General features: G+C 51.3%; 16 protein-coding genes and 1 riboswitch. Of the genes, 9 read left to right on the top strand and 7 right to left on the bottom strand.

What is annotated here, in order from left to right; translation table 11 throughout:
- Nucleotides 1-24 precede the first annotated feature (24 nt).
- Nucleotides 25-241: riboswitch (Lysine riboswitch) on the bottom strand.
- 148 nt (nt 242-389) lie between these two features.
- Together L2712_RS10605 and L2712_RS10600 are read right to left on the bottom strand one after the other, a co-directional pair.
- The gene (locus L2712_RS10605; protein ID WP_033537601.1) at nt 390-1,313 is read right to left on the bottom strand and encodes an electron transfer flavoprotein subunit alpha/FixB family protein; all 924 of its coding nucleotides are present in this window, start codon (nt 1,311-1,313) and stop codon (nt 390-392) included.
- Nucleotides 1,314-2,063 carry an electron transfer flavoprotein subunit beta/FixA family protein gene (locus L2712_RS10600; RefSeq protein WP_033537600.1) on the bottom strand — a complete coding sequence of 250 codons (750 nt, stop codon included), beginning with the start codon at nt 2,061-2,063 and terminating at the stop codon, nt 1,314-1,316.
- 316 nt (nt 2,064-2,379) lie between these two features.
- On the opposite strand from L2712_RS10600, the gene L2712_RS10595 reads away from it, so the two are divergent.
- From L2712_RS10595 to L2712_RS10570, 6 genes are all read left to right on the top strand, one after another.
- On the top strand, nt 2,380-2,772 hold the full coding sequence (locus L2712_RS10595) for an H-NS histone family protein (RefSeq protein WP_033537599.1): 393 nt from the start codon (nt 2,380-2,382) through the stop codon (nt 2,770-2,772).
- Nucleotides 2,773-2,991: 219 nt separating this feature from the next.
- Nucleotides 2,992-6,117 carry an amidohydrolase family protein gene (locus L2712_RS10590; RefSeq protein WP_248977768.1) on the top strand — a complete coding sequence of 1,042 codons (3,126 nt, stop codon included), beginning with the start codon at nt 2,992-2,994 and terminating at the stop codon, nt 6,115-6,117.
- Complete coding sequence (locus L2712_RS10585; protein WP_248977767.1) at nt 6,117-7,385, top strand: amidohydrolase family protein; 1,269 nt, start codon at nt 6,117-6,119, stop codon at nt 7,383-7,385. The genes L2712_RS10590 and L2712_RS10585 overlap by 1 nt, the downstream gene beginning before the upstream one ends.
- A 79-nt stretch (nt 7,386-7,464) precedes the next feature.
- The gene (gene rcsF, locus L2712_RS10580; protein WP_248977766.1) at nt 7,465-7,845 is read left to right on the top strand and encodes an Rcs stress response system protein RcsF; all 381 of its coding nucleotides are present in this window, start codon (nt 7,465-7,467) and stop codon (nt 7,843-7,845) included.
- A gap of 43 nt (nt 7,846-7,888) precedes the next feature.
- Entirely contained in the window at nt 7,889-8,626 is a 738-nt protein-coding gene (gene tsaA, locus L2712_RS10575) for a tRNA (N6-threonylcarbamoyladenosine(37)-N6)-methyltransferase TrmO (protein ID WP_033537595.1), read from the top strand.
- Between the two features lie 2 nt (nt 8,627-8,628).
- On the top strand, nt 8,629-9,246 hold the full coding sequence (locus L2712_RS10570) for an acyltransferase (protein WP_248977765.1): 618 nt from the start codon (nt 8,629-8,631) through the stop codon (nt 9,244-9,246).
- 96 nt (nt 9,247-9,342) lie between these two features.
- Here L2712_RS10570 and L2712_RS10565 read toward each other — a convergent pair whose 3' ends face one another.
- The gene (locus L2712_RS10565; RefSeq protein ID WP_088904245.1) at nt 9,343-9,564 is read right to left on the bottom strand and encodes a hypothetical protein; all 222 of its coding nucleotides are present in this window, start codon (nt 9,562-9,564) and stop codon (nt 9,343-9,345) included.
- A gap of 302 nt (nt 9,565-9,866) precedes the next feature.
- Here L2712_RS10565 and L2712_RS10560 point away from each other — a divergent pair, with 302 nt between their 5' ends.
- Nucleotides 9,867-11,420, top strand: coding sequence for a M28 family metallopeptidase (locus L2712_RS10560; RefSeq protein WP_248977846.1), 1,554 nt, complete (start codon nt 9,867-9,869; stop codon nt 11,418-11,420).
- A gap of 228 nt (nt 11,421-11,648) precedes the next feature.
- Nucleotides 11,649-13,373, top strand: coding sequence for an AMP-binding protein (locus L2712_RS10555; RefSeq protein ID WP_248977764.1), 1,725 nt, complete (start codon nt 11,649-11,651; stop codon nt 13,371-13,373).
- Between the two features lie 97 nt (nt 13,374-13,470).
- Here L2712_RS10555 and L2712_RS10550 read toward each other — a convergent pair whose 3' ends face one another.
- Nucleotides 13,471-13,743 carry a hypothetical protein gene (locus tag L2712_RS10550; protein ID WP_033537590.1) on the bottom strand — a complete coding sequence of 91 codons (273 nt, stop codon included), beginning with the start codon at nt 13,741-13,743 and terminating at the stop codon, nt 13,471-13,473.
- Between the two features lie 125 nt (nt 13,744-13,868).
- On the bottom strand, nt 13,869-14,174 hold the full coding sequence (locus L2712_RS10545; protein WP_033537589.1) for a hypothetical protein: 306 nt from the start codon (nt 14,172-14,174) through the stop codon (nt 13,869-13,871).
- Between the two features lie 517 nt (nt 14,175-14,691).
- On the opposite strand from L2712_RS10545, the gene L2712_RS10540 reads away from it, so the two are divergent.
- The gene (locus L2712_RS10540; RefSeq protein WP_033537588.1) at nt 14,692-16,401 is read left to right on the top strand and encodes a proline--tRNA ligase; all 1,710 of its coding nucleotides are present in this window, start codon (nt 14,692-14,694) and stop codon (nt 16,399-16,401) included.
- Between the two features lie 103 nt (nt 16,402-16,504).
- Here the strand turns inward: L2712_RS10540 and L2712_RS10535 are convergent, their stop codons facing one another.
- Both L2712_RS10535 and L2712_RS10530 read right to left on the bottom strand, forming a co-directional pair.
- Nucleotides 16,505-17,524 (bottom strand): hypothetical protein, encoded by a 1,020-nt coding sequence (locus L2712_RS10535; protein ID WP_248977763.1) that lies wholly within the window; start codon nt 17,522-17,524, stop codon nt 16,505-16,507.
- A gap of 98 nt (nt 17,525-17,622) precedes the next feature.
- Nucleotides 17,623-18,606, bottom strand: a complete 984-nt coding sequence (locus tag L2712_RS10530; protein WP_248977762.1) for a hypothetical protein — start codon at nt 18,604-18,606, stop codon at nt 17,623-17,625.
- Between the last annotated feature and the right edge of the window lie 224 nt (nt 18,607-18,830).

Genomic DNA, 18,830 nt, shown 5'->3' with positions numbered 1-18,830 from the left:
TATAGCAATAGATATTACACCTGTCCTATCAGTAGCGCTCCATAGTGATACCCATTATCGGTATAATTTCCTCTTATCAGTCCGGATAAGAAGCACTATGGCAGTGCTGCCTCTATTCGATGACAGCCCCAGCGGCGAGCCTTGATCAACTCCACCACTTCGGCACCAAATCCTTTCATATTCGCTTAACGGCATCACCCTAACGAATACTACTGATATTTAATGCACCTCTACGTCTCAGGACGCCTGCCAATGTCACTATCGGCAAACGTGAGGCACATAAAAACACAAGCGGCTTTAAGGATGCTACCTCAAAGCCGCTCCACGTGATCTATATCACACTAAACTTTAGATGAACACCAAGGTATTCACCATGCATTTACATTTTATTAAATAAGTTCGAGTAACTTAGGCACTGCCTCGAACAGATCCGCTTCCAGACCATAGTCGGCTACCTGGAAGATAGGCGCTTCAGGATCTTTGTTAATCGCCACGATCACCTTAGAGTCTTTCATCCCCGCCAGGTGCTGGATGGCACCAGAAATACCTACGGCGATATAGAGATCTGGCGCGACAATCTTACCTGTCTGTCCCACCTGCAGATCGTTTGGCACATAACCGGCGTCCACTGCCGCGCGAGACGCGCCCAGTGCACCACCAAGCTTATCAGCCAACTGTTCCAAAATGGCAAAGTTCTCAGCACTGCCCATGGCGCGACCGCCAGAGACCACGACTGAAGCTGCGCCCAGATCGGGACGCTCTGACTCAGACAGAGTTTGCGATACAAACTCCACGTCGCCACTGTATTCATGTTCCAGTGTCTGCACCGAGGCACTTCCCTCTTGAGCGACTGCATCGAAGGCACTGGCACGAACCGTCATCACCTTGATGGCATCCAGGCTCTGTACCGTTGCCATGGCGCTACCGGCATAGATAGGACGCACGAAGGTATCTTCGCTCACCACCTCGACCACTTCTGAGAGCTGGGCAACATCTAAGAGTGCGGCCACACGAGGCAACACATCTTTACCAATACTCGATGCCGCAGCCAGAATATGTTGATACTCGCTGGCCACAGAGACAATCAGCTGAGACAAGTTTTCGGCGATGGCATTGGCATAAACGGCACCATCGGCCACCAAGACCTGACGCACACCGCTAAGCTGCTTGGCGCTCTCGACAGCGGCGCCGCAGTTGTGACCCGCTACCATCACATCGACTTCACTACCGATAGCCTGGGCACAGGCCACGACTTTAGCCGTGTCGAGTTTTAGAGTCGCATTATCATGTTCTGCTATTACTAGAATCGCCATTTAGATCACCTTCGCTTCATTCTTTAGCTTGTCCACTAGCTCCTCGACAGAAGCCACCATAATACCGGCTTGACGCTCAGCAGGCGGTGTTACCTTGAGCACCTTCTGATGCTGCTTGAGGGTCACACCCAGGCTTTCAACCGTCACGGTATCGAGCGGCTTACGTTTCGCCTTCATGATGTTAGGTAATTTGGCATAGCGAGGTTCGTTCAGACGCAGGTCAGTAGTAACTACCGCCGGCAGTGGCATCTTGAGCGTCTGCAAACCCCCATCAATTTCACGAGTCACGACCAAGTGTTCGCCCTCGACTTTCACCTCAGAGGCGAATGTAGCCTGTGGCAGACCTGCCAGTGCAGCCAGCATCTGACCTGTCTGGTTGTTGTCGCCATCGATTGACTGTTTGCCCAGCATGATCAGCTGAGCCTGCTCCTTGGCTTGAATTGCATTAAGTAATTTTGCAATAGACAGTGGCGCAAGCTCTTCGTCGGTTTCCACATGGATACCGCGGTCAGCTCCTAGTGCCATTGCCGTACGGAGTTGTTCCTGCGACGCCTTAGGCCCTATGGTTGCTACCACAATCTCGGTCGCAATACCTGCTTCTTTCAAACGTACCGCTTCTTCTACAGCAATCTCACAAAATGGGTTAATGGCCATCTTCAGATTTGCGGTATCGACATTTGTATTGTCAGCATTGACCCTGACCTTCACATTAGCATCGACGACGCGTTTAACTGGCACCAATACTTTCATAAGGCTTCCTTCTTACGTCTTTATTCTGGATAACAACAAATAGTGCATAGCAAAACTATCACAAACTGATGCCACTTTACGTGCTGTTGACGTTAACGTCAACAGGAAGTCGTCGGCATCTTTGTCCTACATCAATAACCCCTTATCTTTACCTGAGTCGCTGCACCAAAATGGCTAATAAAGAGATATCTCGAAATGAAATTTACAATAAAGACTAAATATTCATTTAATTCGTTTGATAAAATCTTTTTTAGTTCCTATTATTAGCCCTGTAATCCTATTTACTATTTTATTTTTTAAGCAGGACATAATTAATATGAGCGAATTTCTAGATATATTGACGCACGGTCGTCGCTTTAAGGCTGCTGTTAAAGAATTGTCGGTAGAAGATTTAAAAGATGTAGCGACTAAGCTTGAAAAAATCATCACCGAGAAAGAGAAGCAAGCTGAAGAAGAAAGCGCGATGATGGCCGAGCGCAATGCAAAGATAGAAGAGATTCGCCAACAAATGGAAGCTGTTGGTTTATCAATTGACGATTTAGGTGCCGTAGCTGCTAAGCCTGCCCCTAAAAAACGTGCACCACGCCCACCTAAATATAAAATTGAAGTGGATGGCGAAACGATCACTTGGACGGGTCAAGGTCGCACACCAACCGTATTTAAAAATGAATTAGATAAAGGCCGTTCTTTGGAAGAGTTTCTTATCTAATGCATAATATCCCAGTCCATCTGGGAGACAGGTTTGAAAGCCAACCAGTAGGTTGGCTTTTTTATTAGCCATCATTTTTCCTCATTTTACCTCTTCAGCTCCCCCATAATCTCCGCCCCGAGATTGACATAAACCGATACAGTTACACCCTTGGAAATTGTTCATAAAATAGGATAATCTTGAGCCACTTTTTGATCCCAGCCAACAATAATAAACCCTATGCAAATCTATTCTCTCTCTGTCAGTGCGAGCCTAGTCACCTGCTTGTTGGTGAGTCAGTCCGCAATAGCGAACGCTCAATTAACTGATAACACGCCAAAATTAACGGCGCTGTCCCATGCAACTTTAATGATAGCGCCGGGTGAAACCAAGCAAGATGCCACCTTGTTAATAGAAGATAATAAAATTAAAGCCATTATCGCCAATGACAAGATCCCGCAAGATGCCTTTGTCATCGATATGAGTGGCAAAATTATTTATCCCGGATTTATCGATCCCTATACCAATTACGGTATCGACTTTAAATATGAGCAGCAGAAGGTCACTAGCCCGGTTTACGAAATTAAACGCATAGGTGGCAATGCCGAAAATGGTGCTGTTCACGCAGAAAAAGAATGGTTTAACTATATATACCCCGACCAAGAGACGGCCAAACAATGGATAAACAATGGTTTTACCAGCGTACAAACGGGCATGTTAGATGGGATATTCAGGGGCCGTTCGGCAACGGTTTCTTTAGCGCCGCTAAAAGCTAATGACATTATTTACCGAGCGAAATCCAGTCATCTGCTCGCCTTCGATAAAGGCAGTTCGATTCAAGATTATCCCAACTCATTAATGGGTAGCATCGCACTTATTCGACAAACCCTTGCCGATGCCAACTGGTATCGGGCCAATATCAACAAAGCAGACTCTGCCACACAAGAGAAGAATATAGAGTTTAATATTGCGCTAGAACACTTGGCTGATATAGACAAGAGCCTGACGATATTCGAAACCAAGAACTTAAATAATCAGCTCAGGGCGGCACATTTATTAAACGAATTTGAACTGTCGGCAAGCTTAGTCGGCAATGGCCGCGAATATGCGCGTATCGATGAGGTCAAGGCCACAGGCTATAGCATTATTGCACCGCTCAATTTTCCCGCCGCTCCCGATATTAAAGATGGCGATAAAGAAAGAGAGATAAGCCTGGCGCAGCTGCGTCACTGGGAGCGGGCGCCAAGCAACCCTCATGCGCTGGAAAGTGCCGGTATTCCCTTTGCCTTTACCCAGCATGGCATTAAAGCCGATGCCTTCTGGCCAAGGCTAAGACAGGCCGTGAAACAAGGACTAAGCCATGACGCGGCACTGGCGGCGTTGACCACAGAGGCTGCCGAAATTGCAGGTATTTCGGCCTTTAGCGGCAAGCTAAAGCCCGGTTATATGGCCGATCTGGTGGTGACCGATGGCGATATCTTTACCCAGGGCAAGATAGTCAGCGTCTGGCTGCAAGGTAGCGAGACACAACAGATCCCCAGAGACAGACAGTGGCTGGCGAAAGAATACCAGCTGACCTTAGGTGAACTCACTCTGGATTTGAGTCTAGAGGACCACGACAAGCTGAGCGGCATTCTGGCTAGTGGTGAGCAGGAGATCCCCCTGAGCGCACTCGACTATGCTAAAGCGCGGCTTACCTTTCACGCCGATCTCAGTGAGGCGGGTTATCCGGGCATCAGCCGCTTCACCCTGTGGTTCGACTCAGAGGGCATCCACGGCAGAATGATCGATAGCAGCAATCGTCAGCACCCTATAGCAGGTGTAGAGATTGCCGCCGAGCAGAGCTCAGTCTCAGACAAGGCAGCAACCTCAGATGAGAGCCCAGCCCAGCCTTTGGTTTCCAAGCTCACTAAGCCCAATGTCGCCTTTGGCATTAGCACACAGCCGACAGTTGAACGACTGCATATCAAAAATGCGACCCTATGGACCTCAACAGAGCGCGGACAACTGGTAGGCTATGATCTGCTGATCCGCGATGGTCGCATCGAAAAGATAGGTCAATCACTCAGTACCCCTTCGGGTTACCAAACCTTGGACGCGACAGGTAAACACCTGACCGCAGGGATCATTGACGAACACTCTCACATCGCCCTCAACGGCGGCACCAATGAGGATACCGACGCGGTCACCGCCGAGGTGCGTATCGGCGATGTGGTCAACCCAGAGGATATCGCCATTTACCGCGCCCTGGCTGGCGGGGTGACCACGGCGCAACTCCTTCACGGCAGCGCCAACCCCATAGGTGGGCAGGCTCAGGTGATCCAGATGCGTTGGGGCGAAAGCGCCGAGGCGATGAAGCTTAAAGAGGCGCCTGCCAGCATCAAGTTTGCCTTAGGGGAAAACGTCAAACAGGCCAACTGGGGAGACCAGTTCAACCGCCGCTTCCCTCAAAGCCGAATGGGCGTCAAGTCGCTTTTCGAGGAGGCCTTTAACGAAGCCTTAGCCTATGAGAAGGCCAAGGCTGATTACCAGCGCCTGCGCAGCAGCCAGCAACGTAAACAGATAGCCCCTAAGCCAAATTATCGCCTGGCGGCGGTGGCCGAGGTGCTACGCGGTGAGCGTCAGGTGCATATTCATTCCTACGTACAATCTGAGATCTTAATGTTCCTGCGCCTTGCTGAAGCCTATAACTTTAAGGTCGGCACCTTTACCCACATACTCGAAGGCTACAAGGTTGCCGATGAGATGGCTAAACATGGCGCCTACGCCTCCACCTTCTCTGATTGGTGGGCCTATAAGTTCGAGGTCTATGATGCCATTCCGCAAAACACCTGTCTGATGCACAACAAAGGGGTGCTCACCAGCATCAACTCCGACGACTATGAGATGCAGAGACGTCTCAATCAGGAAGCGGCCAAATCCATGATGTATTGCGACATGTCACCACTTGATGCCTGGAACATGGTCACCATTAACCCGGCTAAACAGCTAGGTATTGATCAGTTAACCGGCTCGCTCGAAGAGGGCAAACAGGCAGACCTAGTACTGTGGGATACCTCGCCGCTCTCCGTCTACGCCAAAGTGCAGAGCACCTGGGTGGCGGGGCGCCGTTATTTCGATCGCAAGCTCGACAAACAGCTGCAGCATGAGGTTGAACAGGAACGCGCCGCACTGATCCAGGCGGTACTTAACAGTGATAAGCCAGAAGTGCCGGGCGAAGCCCCTACAGATAACACTGAGCCTCAATGGCACTGTGACACCCATTACAATGCTTGGGGGCAAGCAGCCTTGAGCCAAGCAGCTCTGGGCCAACAAGCTGCTCAGTACTCAAGCGCCCACAGTAAGTTACACAAGGAGGCCATCTAATGAAGCCAACACTCTTCGCCCTTAGCCTGGGCCTCTTTTCTTCCACGCTGATGGCTCACGATATGGTCCCCGCGAGCGCCCAAAGCCAGCCAATCCTGATCCATAACGCCAGAGTACACACTGCCATCGACGGTGTTCTGGATGGCACAGATGTGCTGTTTGACCAAGGCAAGATAGTCGCCATCGGCCAGCAACTGCCTCAAGACGGGGCCAAGGTGATCGATGCCACAGGGCAAGAACTCTACCCAGGCCTTATCGCTCTCGACAGCAGCATAGGCCTGGTCGAAGTGGAGATGATGCGCGCCAGTAACGACAGCTTCGAGGTGGGCGACAGCAACCCGCAGCTGCTTGCCGTCAGTGCTTTTAATCCTGACTCAGAGCTCATTCCTACCATCAGAGTTAACGGTATTACCCACGCCCAGGTCGTCCCCCAAGGGAAGGCGCTGGCAGGGCAATCCTCACTGGTCTCCCTAGATAGCTGGACCATTGAAGATGCTCTGGTGGCCACCGCGCCACAATTTCATCTCTACTGGCCTACCATTGGTTATCTCTCCAAAGATGAAGAAGTCGCCGCTAAACAGCTTAAAGAAAGGGATACACAAATCACTGAGCTGAGTCAGCAACTCGAAGCGGGTTATCGCTATTTCCTAGCGGAAAAAGCCGGCACTGTCGCGAAGATAGATAACCGCTGGCAGGCGGCGCTCCCCCTATATCAGGGTAAAGCCAGCCTGTTTATTCACGCCAATCGCAGCCAGGAGATAGAGCGCGCCATCGCCATGACGCGTCCTTACGGCTTTAAGTTAGTCTTTGTCGGCGGTTATGATGCCTGGCGCCTGGCGGACCAACTCAACGAAATTGGCGCCTCGGTGATCTACAACCGCACCCTCAGCCTGCCACTGCGCAAGGATGAGCCGGTGGAGATGAGTTTTAAGATCCCTGCACTGCTGGATCAGGCTGGCATTCCCTTTGCGCTTGGCTTTAGCGGCGACTGGAACACTCGTAACCTGCCCTTTGCGGCGGGTCAGGCGGCAGCCTATGGGCTGAGTAAAGAGGAGGCGCTCAAGAGCATCACCCTCAATGCGGCCAAGATCTTAGGCGTCGACGACATGGGTGCCATCGCCGTGGGTTATCGCGCCAACCTGGTGCTGTCGAAGGGGGATATTCTCGACCCCGCCAGCAGTAAAATCCAAGCTGTGTTTATCGACGGTCGCCAAATAGATCTCAATAATCGCCAACAACAACTTTATCAAAAGTACCTAAAGCGTTAGACTTTTGCTTCTAAGCGACTCAAATCTGACTGGTTATTTCGGCCAGATTTGAGCTCACCTCATAACACAGGCCAATACCATGACAAAGACCGCCCTGATCCTATCTGCCCTGCTACTGAGTGGCTGCGCGGGCGAATACACCTTCAACAGCAATTTAGATGGCAAGGTCATCAATGACTACTTTAAGGTTGGCGAGGTCAAGTTGTATCAAGAGACGCTACCTAAGGGCTCATACGAACTCAAAGGCATGGTCGAAGGCGAGTCATGTCAGGTGCGTACTCAAGATGTGCCAGCCTCCATCAGTGACGCGCGAACTCAAGCACGCCGCGCCGCCGCAGATAAAGGGGCTAACGGGCTTATCATCAAGGGCTGCACCTTGGTCGAACAGCCGGGCAATACCTGTGTAACCCAGGCGCTGTGTGTCGGCCAGGCCATCTTGCTGCCCACCACAGAGAAGTAGTTTTTTATCGCCCTGCGCATTAGCGTAAACAGAAGTCTTTACCATGACACTCAAACGTGAAGTTGAGGCGGTGGCCATCTGCCGCACCCCTTACAAACAGAAATTTGGCATTCCCAGACAGCCAGGACTGGTTACTGCCGCCCGCGGCTTCGTTGAACTGCAGCCGCCATATAACCACATAGATACGGTGCGCGGCCTGTCGCAATACTCTCACATCTGGCTGCTGTTTACCTTTCATGAAAACCTCAGCCAAGGTTGGAAAACCACGGTTAGGCCACCACGCTTAGGCGGCAACGAGAAGCTAGGGGTGTTTGCCACCCGCTCCACCTTCCGCCCCAACGGTATCGGCCAGTCTGTGGTCAAACTGCACGCTATCCATCAGCGCAAAGGCAAGGTAGAACTTGAGATCTCCGCCATGGATCTACTGGACGGCACACCGATTCTGGATATCAAACCCTATATCCCCTTCTCAGACGCCATCGAAGGCGCCATAGGCGGTATCGCCCATGAGGCGCCCGTGCTGATCCATGTACGCTTTACTGAGGCCGTGCAACACCAGCTGGACAAGTTACCCAAAGATAAGTATCCCAACCTCAAGGCCATCATCGAAGGCGTGCTGGCACAGGATCCCCGCCCAGCCTATAAAAAGGCCAAGGAAGACCCAAAAGATTACCAGATAGCCCTCTATGATCTGGATATCCTCTGGCATGTGGATGAGGAAGGTATTCTGGTCGATGCCATTCGCCCGGTAAAACCTGAGGCATTGGAGCAGGCAGATTAATCATGGAAACGCCCATCGATTACCGCGAGCAACATAAACAGCGCCTGGCCTACATGCCTTGGCTCTACTTCTCCTTAAAGCCTAAACACCTCTCCTGGGCCAGGCCCTGGCAAGAGGAGATACAAACCCAATTGATGGCCGTTGAGACGGTGAGCATAGGAGCGGAGTGCTTTATCGCTCCCCAGGCCAAACTGTTTGCCGAACCGGGCCGGGATATTCAGATAGGCAATCGCTGCATGATCGCCGCCGACAGCTTTCTGCACGGGCCTATCGTTATGGGTAATGAGGTGGCCATCAATCATGGCTGCTCCTTAGATGGCGGTCGCGGCAAGATAGTAATTGGCGATCAGACCCGCATCGCCAACAATGTCACCATCTACGCCTTTAACCATGGCATGCGCCCCGACACGCCGATATATCAACAAAGCAGTCAATCTAAGGGAATCGTCATAGGCAAAGATGTATGGATTGGCGCCCAGGCGGGCATAGTCGATGGCGTGACCATAGGCGACGGCGCCGTGATCGGCATGGGGTGTATCGTCACCAAAGATGTTCCCGACTTCGCTATTGTCGCCGGTAATCCCGCTCGTATCATAGGTGATAGGCGCGACAAGAAATAAACGCCTGGCGAGTTTGCTAGTGAGTAAACCAAGATAGCCAAGTTAATTAGCTAAACCCAGAGCGCCAAGCTAATTACCTAAACCGAGAGTGCCAAGCTAATTACCATGGATCAGCTTACCGGCACCATGGAAAATCACATTGACAACCCCACCAGCTAAATCCTTCTCTTCGACCTGATTATCTGGGTTATTGGGCCGAGATTCGGCGCGCTTTTTGACCCCATCGTAAAAGGCCTGATCGAGGGATTTATTGCTGGCGCAACCGCTCATCAGCCCTAGGCTGAGACTGGCGATCAACAAGGTCATAGTAACTTTCATGTTCTTTTCCTTAACCCGAGAGGCTTTCATCGTCATTCCCTTTATATCCACTAAACATGACTCGCCCAAAGATGGCAAATCGACACTAGCCATTAGGTAGAAGGTAAGGCAGATTTTTTGAACAAGCAAACAAACTTAACAGATCTTTGCCCCGCCATCGCCGCCGCCCTTGCATCTACCTTTCTGATACACATATGATGATCAATCGATTGCCCTAACCAGGCAACGACTACAACATAAAAAGCAATCATCACAAAAGGAAGTCGTCTGTGAATATCCCACGCCTCTTGGGCTTACTCGGCCTGTTGCTGCTACCGGCCGCCAGTGCCGCGCCCTTCATCTTCGACCAGCAAAGCTATCGTCAAGATGTCAAAACACTCGCCAGCGATCAATTTGAAGGCCGCGGCCCACTCTCCAAGGGCGAAACCCTCACGGTGGAATACCTGGAGAATGCCTTTAAACAGATGGGCTTAGCGCCAGGATTTGGCGATAGCTACCGTCAGAGTGTCCCCATGGCCAAGATCACTGCCGACCAGAATATGCAACTCAAAGTGGGCGATCTGCTCTTTACCAATGGCAGCGACTTTACCGCCCGCACCGAGCAGATCCAGCCAAGCCTCAGCCTGGATAACAGCGAGGTAGTCTTCGTTGGCTACGGTATCAAGGCACCGGAATATGGCTGGAACGACTACCAGGGCATAGATGTCAAAGGCAAAACCGTGATCCTCATGGTCAACGACCCCGGCTTTGCTACGCAGGACCCAGAGGTCTTCAAGGGTAACGCCATGACCTACTATGGCCGCTGGACCTACAAATATGAAGAGGCGGCCAGACAAGGCGCCAAGGCAGTATTTATCGTCCATGAAACCGCACCTGCCGCCTACGGCTGGAATGTAGTGCAAAACAGCAACACCAACACCAAGTACACCTTGGTGGACAAGGAGAAGAATCGCTCTCACATAGGGGTGATGGGTTGGATCCAACATGAAGTTGCGCAGAAGATCTTCACCGCCGCGGGCTTAGATTACGACAAGCTTAAGCTCACCGCCGCCAAACCAGGCTTCAAACCGCGATCGCTCAAGCTTAAGGCTGATCTTACTCTGAAAAATGAGATTGAGCTGGCTACTTCCTACAATGTGGCCGCTCTGCTGCCAGGCAAAACCCGTCCTGACGAGTGGCTGGTAATGCACGCCCACTGGGATCACTTAGGCAAGACAATGCATGAAGATCAGACCCGTATCTACAATGGCGCGGTGGACAACGCCTCAGGCGTAGCGGGTGTATTGCAACTGGCACGTCACTTCAAGTCTCTAAGTGCGACACAGCCGCCTGCGCGCTCCATGTTGTTTAGCGCCTTTACCGCCGAGGAAACCGGCCTCATCGGCGCCCAATATTTTGCCGAAAACGCACCAGTGCCCACCAAACAGCTGGTTGCCTTCCTCAACATAGACGGTATGAATGTCGGCAACAAAGTCGATTATATCTTGCGCTATGGCGAAGGTGTTTCTGAGCTGGAAAACTATCTAGATGCCGCCGCCAAGGCCCAAGGCCGTTGGGTTAAGGCCGATCCAAGGCCGCAAAACGGTTTGATGTTCCGCTCGGATCATTTCGCCCTGGCCAAACAAGGTGTCCCCGGCCTGATGTTTATGAGCTTGGGGGATACAGATCCAGACTATATCGCCCACAAGTACCATCAGGGCGCCGACGATTATGATCCCAGTTGGACCCTAGATGGCATCGAGCAAGATCTGGCGCTGATCAGCGATATTCTAGAGAAGCTCGCCAACAATGATGATTGGCCAAAATGGCTCGAAGCGTCGGACTTTAAGACCCGTCGCGCCCAAGATGGTCGCTAAATTGGCAGTCGTCCCCTCATTAAGATGACACAGTGAAACAGGAGGCTCAGGCCTCCTGTTTTCATCTTGTTTTTATTGATAAAAAAGGCCAATTTACAGGGCCTTTAGCGGACTTATCCGACCTTAGTTCTTTAGTCTATATCGGCCAATCTTCACTTGTGAGTCCCCCGAGGCTTTGGGTAGTGTGTGATCAAACCACAATCGACACCCCCTAAGCACGGAGGCTCTATGTCTGCTGTAACGACATCTGCAATTGAAAACCAACTTCCCTTACAACTGAGCCAATTTAACGGCGACACCAGCACGCCGCTAATCGAACAAACCATAGGTCATTACCTGGATGAGATGGCAGCCAAACACCCCGACCAACTCGCCATCGTCATGCATCATCAAGGGATCCGCTGGAGCTACCAGGAATACCAGTCTCATATCGACGAACTGGCCGCGGGTCTACTGGCCATCGGCATAAAACCCGGGGATCGCGTCGGCATCTGGTCACCCAACAATATCGAGTGGTGTCTGACCCAATTTGCTACCGCCAAGATAGGCGCCATCATGGTATGTATTAACCCGGCTTATCGCCCAGAGGAGCTGCAATACGCCCTCAACAATGTGGGTTGTCGCGCCATCATCTGCGCCGAAAAGTTTAAGTCCAGTCACTATCTCTCCATGCTCTACGAGCTAGCCCCTGAACTGAATATCTGCTTACCGGGTCAACTGGAATCGGCCAACCTGCCGAGCCTTGAGTTTGTGATCCGTATGGGTGATGAGGCGTCTCCCGGCATGCTCAATTTTAGCCATCTCAAGCGCCCGCTGACCGAGAGCGACCGCAAGGCGCTCAAAGATACCGCCGCCCAGCTATCTCCTTTCGATGCCATCAATATTCAGTTCACCTCAGGCACTACGGGCAGCCCAAAGGGCGCCACTTTGAGCCATCACAATATCTTGAATAACGGGCTCTTGGTCGCCAAGGCGATGCGCTTAGGCCTCGAAGATAAGCTCTGTATCCCTGTGCCCCTGTACCACTGTTTCGGCATGGTGTTGGGTAACCTTTCTTGCATCTCTGTTGGCGCCTCGGCCATCTATCCGAGCGACTCCTTCGATCCCCTAACGACCCTTGAAGTGGTTGAAGCCGAGCGCTGCACCGCGCTGCATGGGGTACCGACCATGTTTATCGCCCAGCTTGAGCATCCAGAATTTAAACGCTTCGATCTCAGCACGCTACGCACAGGTGTTATGGCGGGCGCCACCTGCCCCGAGGAGGTGATGCGCAGGGTGCAAGATCTCATGTATATGAAACAGGTGTTGATCGGTTATGGTCAGACAGAGTGCAGCCCTATCAACAATATGACAGAGATTGGCTCGTCACTGGAAAAACGCGTCACTACGGTTGGCCGCGCCCTGGCCCACACCCAGGTGAAGATAGTCGATGAGTTTGGCGAAGTGCTACCCGTTGGTCAGCCTGGTGAGGTCTGCAGCCGTGGCTACTGCGTGATGCAATACTACTGGAACGACGCCGAGAAAACGGCGGCCACCATTGACAGCGAAGGCTGGCTCCACTCGGGCGACTTAGGAGAGATGGACAGCGAAGGCTATGTCAAGATTGTCGGTCGCATCAAGGATATGATCATCCGCGGCGGTGAGAACATCTACCCGAGAGAGATCGAAGAGAAGCTCTACACCCATCCGCAAGTGCAAGATGCGGCCATCTTCGGCGTCAAGAGTGAGAAATATGGTGAAGAGGTGTGCGCCTGGATCAAGGTGCAACCGGGGGCCAGCGTCACCGAAGAGGAGATACGTCACTTCCTCACCGAGAAATTTGCCTACTTTAAGGTGCCGAGATACATCAAGTTCGTCGAACAGTATCCCATGACGGTGACCGGTAAAATACAGAAGTTCAAGATGCGCGAGATGATGTATCAGGAACTGTATGAGGCGATCAACTGCAACTAGCGCTCCCAGCTAGCCTTTTGCCAGCCTATTCCCTAGAATAGGCTGGCATTTTTTTGTCTGGCGTCTGGTACTTAGGGGCAATTTGAAAAGGCCAATATTAAAAACTCAGCAGCTGGGCGCCGACCTTCTCAACCCGTTTCTCGTTACGACTGATCACATATCCCTGCTCAACATAATCATCAATACATTGCTGATAGTCGCTATCTGATTGCGTGTCACCGAAACCAAGGCCTGTCCAGTTGACCTCGCACTCCACCGTCTCGCCCTTATCATTGCTCAGAGTCGCCTTCTGATAGGTGGTCTCGAGTCTGGGCACTAGCACTAAGACCCCTAAGATCAATGCGATGACGATAAAATATTTTGCTTTCATGGCTATCCTTAAAAAAACGATCCTTAAAATAACGGTCCTAAATTAACTGCCTAAATAACTGTCCTAAATGGCAGATGACTACAGCCTGCTCTTTCCGGCGTCCATTAGGCGGAAACTAGGCATAATCACTCAGCCTGTATCCTGACATCACGGGCGCCGGCGCTCAGGCCAAGCTCCATCAGGCAGCGCTCCTCGACCTCAGACAGGCCGCCCTCACACATGGCCATCGGCTGGATGACAAGTTTTGGCCGCTTAAACAGCCCAAGGCAGCCCAGCTCAGTCAACCCTTGTTTGAGACACTGCTCGGCTGGGGCAAAATTGCCCACCAGCAAACGCCTCGTCGTAAATGGCGCACTCGGCGACAGGGCCGTTTGCTGCGAGCCTTTACTCAGCACGATACGATCGGGATAGATTTGCGCGATCACTTCCATTTGTTGTCTACCTTTTACTGGCCACTTTACTGGCCACTTTACTAGCCACTTTACTGGCCAGAGACAGTTTGCGAAAAACCCGGTACTTTACGCCATTTATCCGCGTTGATCACTAGGAGCAGTTAATATCTCAGGTTAAATTCTGCTTAATCTAAGCGGGTTTTGCTTGCCAGGTGACCTGTGAAGTGAGCACTGAGCTAGGCAATAGCGCACGGTGAGTGCTCTAGATTACGCGCAATCGGGACAATAATAACCAACGCGTTTCTACGCCCCCTTGGGGCGGCTCTTAAAGGCCATCTCTGCCGGCTTATCACACCTTTATATCGACTCATCACACCACACTAAACTCGGCCTTGTATGAATCACCTCCAGCTTGCTGCAAAAACAGACAACATGGGGCTGCCATCCTGACAGGCCGACACAAATCTCCCGCGGCGTCGAGCCAACAAACTAGGTGACATCAAACGTCAGGGTGCTAAAATGTCGGCCTATTTCATAACACAAGTGGATATTGGGAATGCGAGTTAGCAAGTACCTGCTTTCAACACAAAAAGAGACCCCGGCAAACGCTGAGGTGATCAGTCATCAATTAATGCTACGCGCCGGTATGATACGTCGTAACGCTTCTGGCCTATACAGCTGGTTGCCGACAGGCTTACGTGTGCTGCGCAAAGTCGAAGCGATCGTTCGCGAAGAGATGAATAATGCAGGTGCTGTTGAGATCTTAATGCCCATGGTGCAACCGGCAGATCTTTGGGTTGAAACTGGCCGTTGGGAAAAATTTGGCCCTGAGCTGCTACGTTTCCAAGACAGACATAACCGCGACTTCGTACTGGGCCCGACTCACGAAGAGGTGATCACAGATATCATTCGTAAAGAGGTTAACTCATACAAGCAGTTGCCGCTGAACCTATATCAGATCCAGACCAAATTCCGCGACGAAGTCCGTCCCCGTTTCGGTGTGATGCGCTCACGCGAATTCCTGATGAAAGATGCCTACTCTTTCCATCTGGATCAGGAAACCATGGATGATACCTATGAGGCGATGTACCAAGCCTACAGCAACATCTTAGGCCGCATGGGTCTGGCTTTCCGTCCGGTACTGGCCGACACTGGCTCTATCGGTGGCAGCATGTCACATGAATTCCACGTGCTGGCTAACAGTGGTGAAGACCTGATCGCCTACTCAACCGAGAGTGATTACGCCGCCAATATCGAAAAGGCGGAGGCACCAATACCGACCGAGCCACGCGGCGCCGCCACCATGGAAATGAGCGTCATTGACACGCCAAACGCCAAGACCATCGAAGAGTTGGTTGAGCAGCACGGTATCGCCATCGAGAAGACGGTGAAAACCATTATCGTTAAGGGTGCCAGCGAAGACACACCACTGGTTGCAGTGATCGTTCGCGGCGACCATGAACTGAACGAAGTCAAAGTTGAAAAACTCGATGCGGTACTTTCTCCGTTCGAGATGGCCGACGAAGCTGAAATCCGCGCCGCCTTAGGTGCAGGCCCTGGCTCACTTGGCCCAGTAGGCATGACCATCCCTGTGTATGTGGATCACAGTGTCAACGTGATGAGCGACTTTGCTGCCGGTGCTAACCAAGACGGTAAGCACTATGTGGGCATCAACTGGGAACGTGACCTGCCACAAGCAGAGGTTGCCGATCTGCGTAACGTTATCGAAGGTGAGCCTAGCCCATGTGGTCAAGGTACTATCGGCTTGCTACGCGGTATCGAAGTGGGTCACATCTTCCAACTGGGCACTAACTACTCACAAGCCATGGGCGCCAGCGTACTGGATGAAAACGGTAAGGCACAAACCCTACTGATGGGTTGTTACGGTGTCGGCGTGAGCCGTATCGTGGCCGCAGCAATTGAGCAGAACCACGACGATCGTGGCATCATCTGGCCAGACGCCATCGCACCTTTCAAGGTGGGTATCTTGCCGATGAACATGCACAAGTCACATCGTGTTAAAGATATGGCCGAGAAGCTCTACAGCGATCTTCACGATGCTGGTATCGAAGTCCTGTTCGACGACCGTAAAGAGCGTCCAGGCGTGATGTTTGCCGACATGGAGCTGATTGGTCTACCGCACGTCATCGTAATTGGCGATCGCAACATAGACAACGGCGTATTCGAATACAAGAATCGTCGCACCGGCGAGAAGCAGGAGATCCCATTCGAGGAGATCGTCGACTTCATCAAGTCTGCTAACTAAGACCCGCAAGTTCGCTCAAACAAGAGTTCGCTTACACAAACGCCCGGCAAATGCCGGGCGTTTTTATTTAGTTTGTAATGCTTTCCTTAATCCTATGAGCCATTTATTGATGCTCTTTCCGGGCTAAAAACGCCGCTCTCGCCTTTAGATACTGTTCACTAGGTTTAGCCCATTGGTGCTCAGGTAATGGCTTACACCACTGCTGCACGGCTTGCGGCCAGGGCCTGAACACCGCAAGTCGCAAATACCAAGCAGAGATCAGATAGGGCACCTGCCACCAAAACAGCATATGAATCACATAGTAGCAGCCCATGACTAACCAGGACTCACTGTAATCCCGCAGATTGATATGCAACCAACGCTTGTTAGGGTTAGCCACAAAGCGCTGCCATAAGCCAAGGCGCCGATTGAGGAAGCTTTGCCTGTCGGGTAAGGGCTTCACGCTTAGCCAGCACTCTTTGGGCTCATCCATAAATCGCCGAATGGCCTCCCAATTTTCCAAGGCAAAGTTAACGATTATGTTGCCCTCCCCCTGATAGAAACAGTGCAGCGATCTATCCTGCTCTCTATATTCTGCCAAACGCAGACTGTGGGCATCCATCTTTATGGGTTTACCTATAGCCGTCGCCCCCAGCGCCTCACCAGCATAGACATAAGCCACGAGGGATTCCCAGGGCACGAAGCGCGGCGTGCCACAACCAGGCTTCCAATAACAAAGCTCACGCCGCTGTCGATTAAAGCGGATCATGGGGCGTTGCCGACGACGCATCACCTGCCAGCTAAACAGCAACCCAGACACCAATAAACCGATTGAAAGAGCAATTAGGATAAGAATAGTTTCCAGTCGCTCGAGCTCACCGTCTTGCAGACCCGCCGCGATAAAAATCGCGCTAAACAGGTAGAGAAAACCGATGACGCATCGCACCTGAAAGGCAATATCCCTGTCGGCCTTTCCCTGACCTATATCCAGAGTCACCTCGTCATGGCGCAGAATCAACTCGGGGGGAAGCAAGGGAGCACCAGGAGGTGACATCACGGGCAGTGGCGCAAGGAAATAGGCAGGAAAACCCTGCAGCATCACGGTGTCACCCGAACACGGCGCAGATTTTAGAAAAATACTCATATATAGATTAATACTGCTACTTATTATTGATTGGAAAGATGACCTGTCTTTAGCAAACAAGCTCTCCACTCATGGATTAAAAGTGTTGAATACTTTGGTTATTCAGGCTGCATGGCTAGGATAAACCCCTCAGGGTCATCCACGCCGAGATACACCCTTTCTACTTGTTTCATGGGCGTGATTAATCTGATTTCAACATTGGGAATACCAGCATAGTTATAGCGTTTAATCTGCTTTGATCGCCTAACAAAAGCTTGGTTGGGCGCGACGTGCAATATATTACTAAGGGGGATCACCATGGGCGAAGAGAGGCCGCAGCGAATAATGAGTTCATTGCGACAACAAGAAATGGGCCATCTGGACAGGGCACGATATTCTGCAATAAAAAACACTAAGCTCAGCAGTGTTAGTAAACTGATAATGTTGGCAGCCAAGGGCGACCAGAGGTAGTGCAGCAACAGGTGCATCAGCGGCGCCTCAAAGGCGATCACTAAGATAAAACCAAGTAGATTACTCTGCGCTCCCTCTTTTTGATGGTAGGTAAAATGCTGCGTGCCGCTAAAATGATGCCTATCGATACGAGAGGCAAATAGAGCGTAGGTCCACATACGAGTCTCGAAACGTAACAGATCGGCGATTGCACCTGTACCAAGGACTCGAGTTATAGGCTCGTCAATCGCCAGGTCGGGATCTCTGCCCTGACCAAGAGCCGAACTTATGGCCAAGATAACACTCGTTATCGCCACTAGCTCGAAAAGCACTATGACGGCAACGACCAAATAACGTCCCTGCTCCAGATGATGCCAGATAAACTTGTTTTGCTCCGGCACAATATAGCTACCAAGCAATACCCCAAGCAAAAGCAACGCTAGCGCCTTAATGAGCGCATCCTTCTTGTTTCTAATACAGAAGAAACATAATAGCGGCGCGACGATTAGGGCATCGAGCAGATAGAGCCATTCAAAGTTAGCCTCGCCATAATCATTTAAAGGGCCATCACTCTGATAGTAAAACGCCCACCAGACGGACACACTGACAAGAAATAGCAGAGGTATTTTGGGTTTAATTGAAGCGCCTAGCATGATTGCCTCCGTGCAATATTTATCCGATCTCTAGCTTAGCCTTCCATTATAAAGCAATAACATATTCAAATCGCAGCATAAATGCAGATGGCGTGGCGACAATCTTTAAGCTGACGCAAAACCACAGCCCTGCATGGCTATCTACCCGGCATTTCTATTAAGGCTAGGCTAAATACTCACAATATCTTCAGCAGAAAAAAGGCTGACACAGTGCCAGCCTTTTA

The sequence above is a fragment of the Shewanella marisflavi genome (genome assembly GCF_023283925.1).
Lineage (GTDB): Bacteria > Pseudomonadota > Gammaproteobacteria > Enterobacterales > Shewanellaceae > Shewanella > Shewanella marisflavi.
Note: the sequence above shows the minus strand (reverse complement) of the source record. Positions and strands in the feature narration are given on the sequence as shown.

Excerpts from the sequence above, each read along its gene's own strand:
- L2712_RS10605 (WP_033537601.1), bottom strand. The coding sequence starts at position 1,313 with ATGGCGATTCTAGTAATAGCAGAACATGATAATGCGACTCTAAAACTC.
- L2712_RS10600 (WP_033537600.1), bottom strand. The coding sequence starts at position 2,063 with ATGAAAGTATTGGTGCCAGTTAAACGCGTCGTCGATGCTAATGTGAAG.
- L2712_RS10595 (WP_033537599.1), top strand. The coding sequence starts at position 2,380 with ATGAGCGAATTTCTAGATATATTGACGCACGGTCGTCGCTTTAAGGCT.
- L2712_RS10590 (WP_248977768.1), top strand. The coding sequence starts at position 2,992 with ATGCAAATCTATTCTCTCTCTGTCAGTGCGAGCCTAGTCACCTGCTTG.
- L2712_RS10585 (WP_248977767.1), top strand. The coding sequence starts at position 6,117 with ATGAAGCCAACACTCTTCGCCCTTAGCCTGGGCCTCTTTTCTTCCACG.
- rcsF (WP_248977766.1), top strand. The coding sequence starts at position 7,465 with ATGACAAAGACCGCCCTGATCCTATCTGCCCTGCTACTGAGTGGCTGC.
- tsaA (WP_033537595.1), top strand. The coding sequence starts at position 7,889 with ATGACACTCAAACGTGAAGTTGAGGCGGTGGCCATCTGCCGCACCCCT.
- L2712_RS10570 (WP_248977765.1), top strand. The coding sequence starts at position 8,629 with ATGGAAACGCCCATCGATTACCGCGAGCAACATAAACAGCGCCTGGCC.
- L2712_RS10565 (WP_088904245.1), bottom strand. The coding sequence starts at position 9,564 with ATGAAAGTTACTATGACCTTGTTGATCGCCAGTCTCAGCCTAGGGCTG.
- L2712_RS10555 (WP_248977764.1), top strand. The coding sequence starts at position 11,649 with ATGTCTGCTGTAACGACATCTGCAATTGAAAACCAACTTCCCTTACAA.
- L2712_RS10550 (WP_033537590.1), bottom strand. The coding sequence starts at position 13,743 with ATGAAAGCAAAATATTTTATCGTCATCGCATTGATCTTAGGGGTCTTA.
- L2712_RS10545 (WP_033537589.1), bottom strand. The coding sequence starts at position 14,174 with ATGGAAGTGATCGCGCAAATCTATCCCGATCGTATCGTGCTGAGTAAA.
- L2712_RS10540 (WP_033537588.1), top strand. The coding sequence starts at position 14,692 with ATGCGAGTTAGCAAGTACCTGCTTTCAACACAAAAAGAGACCCCGGCA.
- L2712_RS10535 (WP_248977763.1), bottom strand. The coding sequence starts at position 17,524 with ATGAGTATTTTTCTAAAATCTGCGCCGTGTTCGGGTGACACCGTGATG.
- L2712_RS10530 (WP_248977762.1), bottom strand. The coding sequence starts at position 18,606 with ATGCTAGGCGCTTCAATTAAACCCAAAATACCTCTGCTATTTCTTGTC.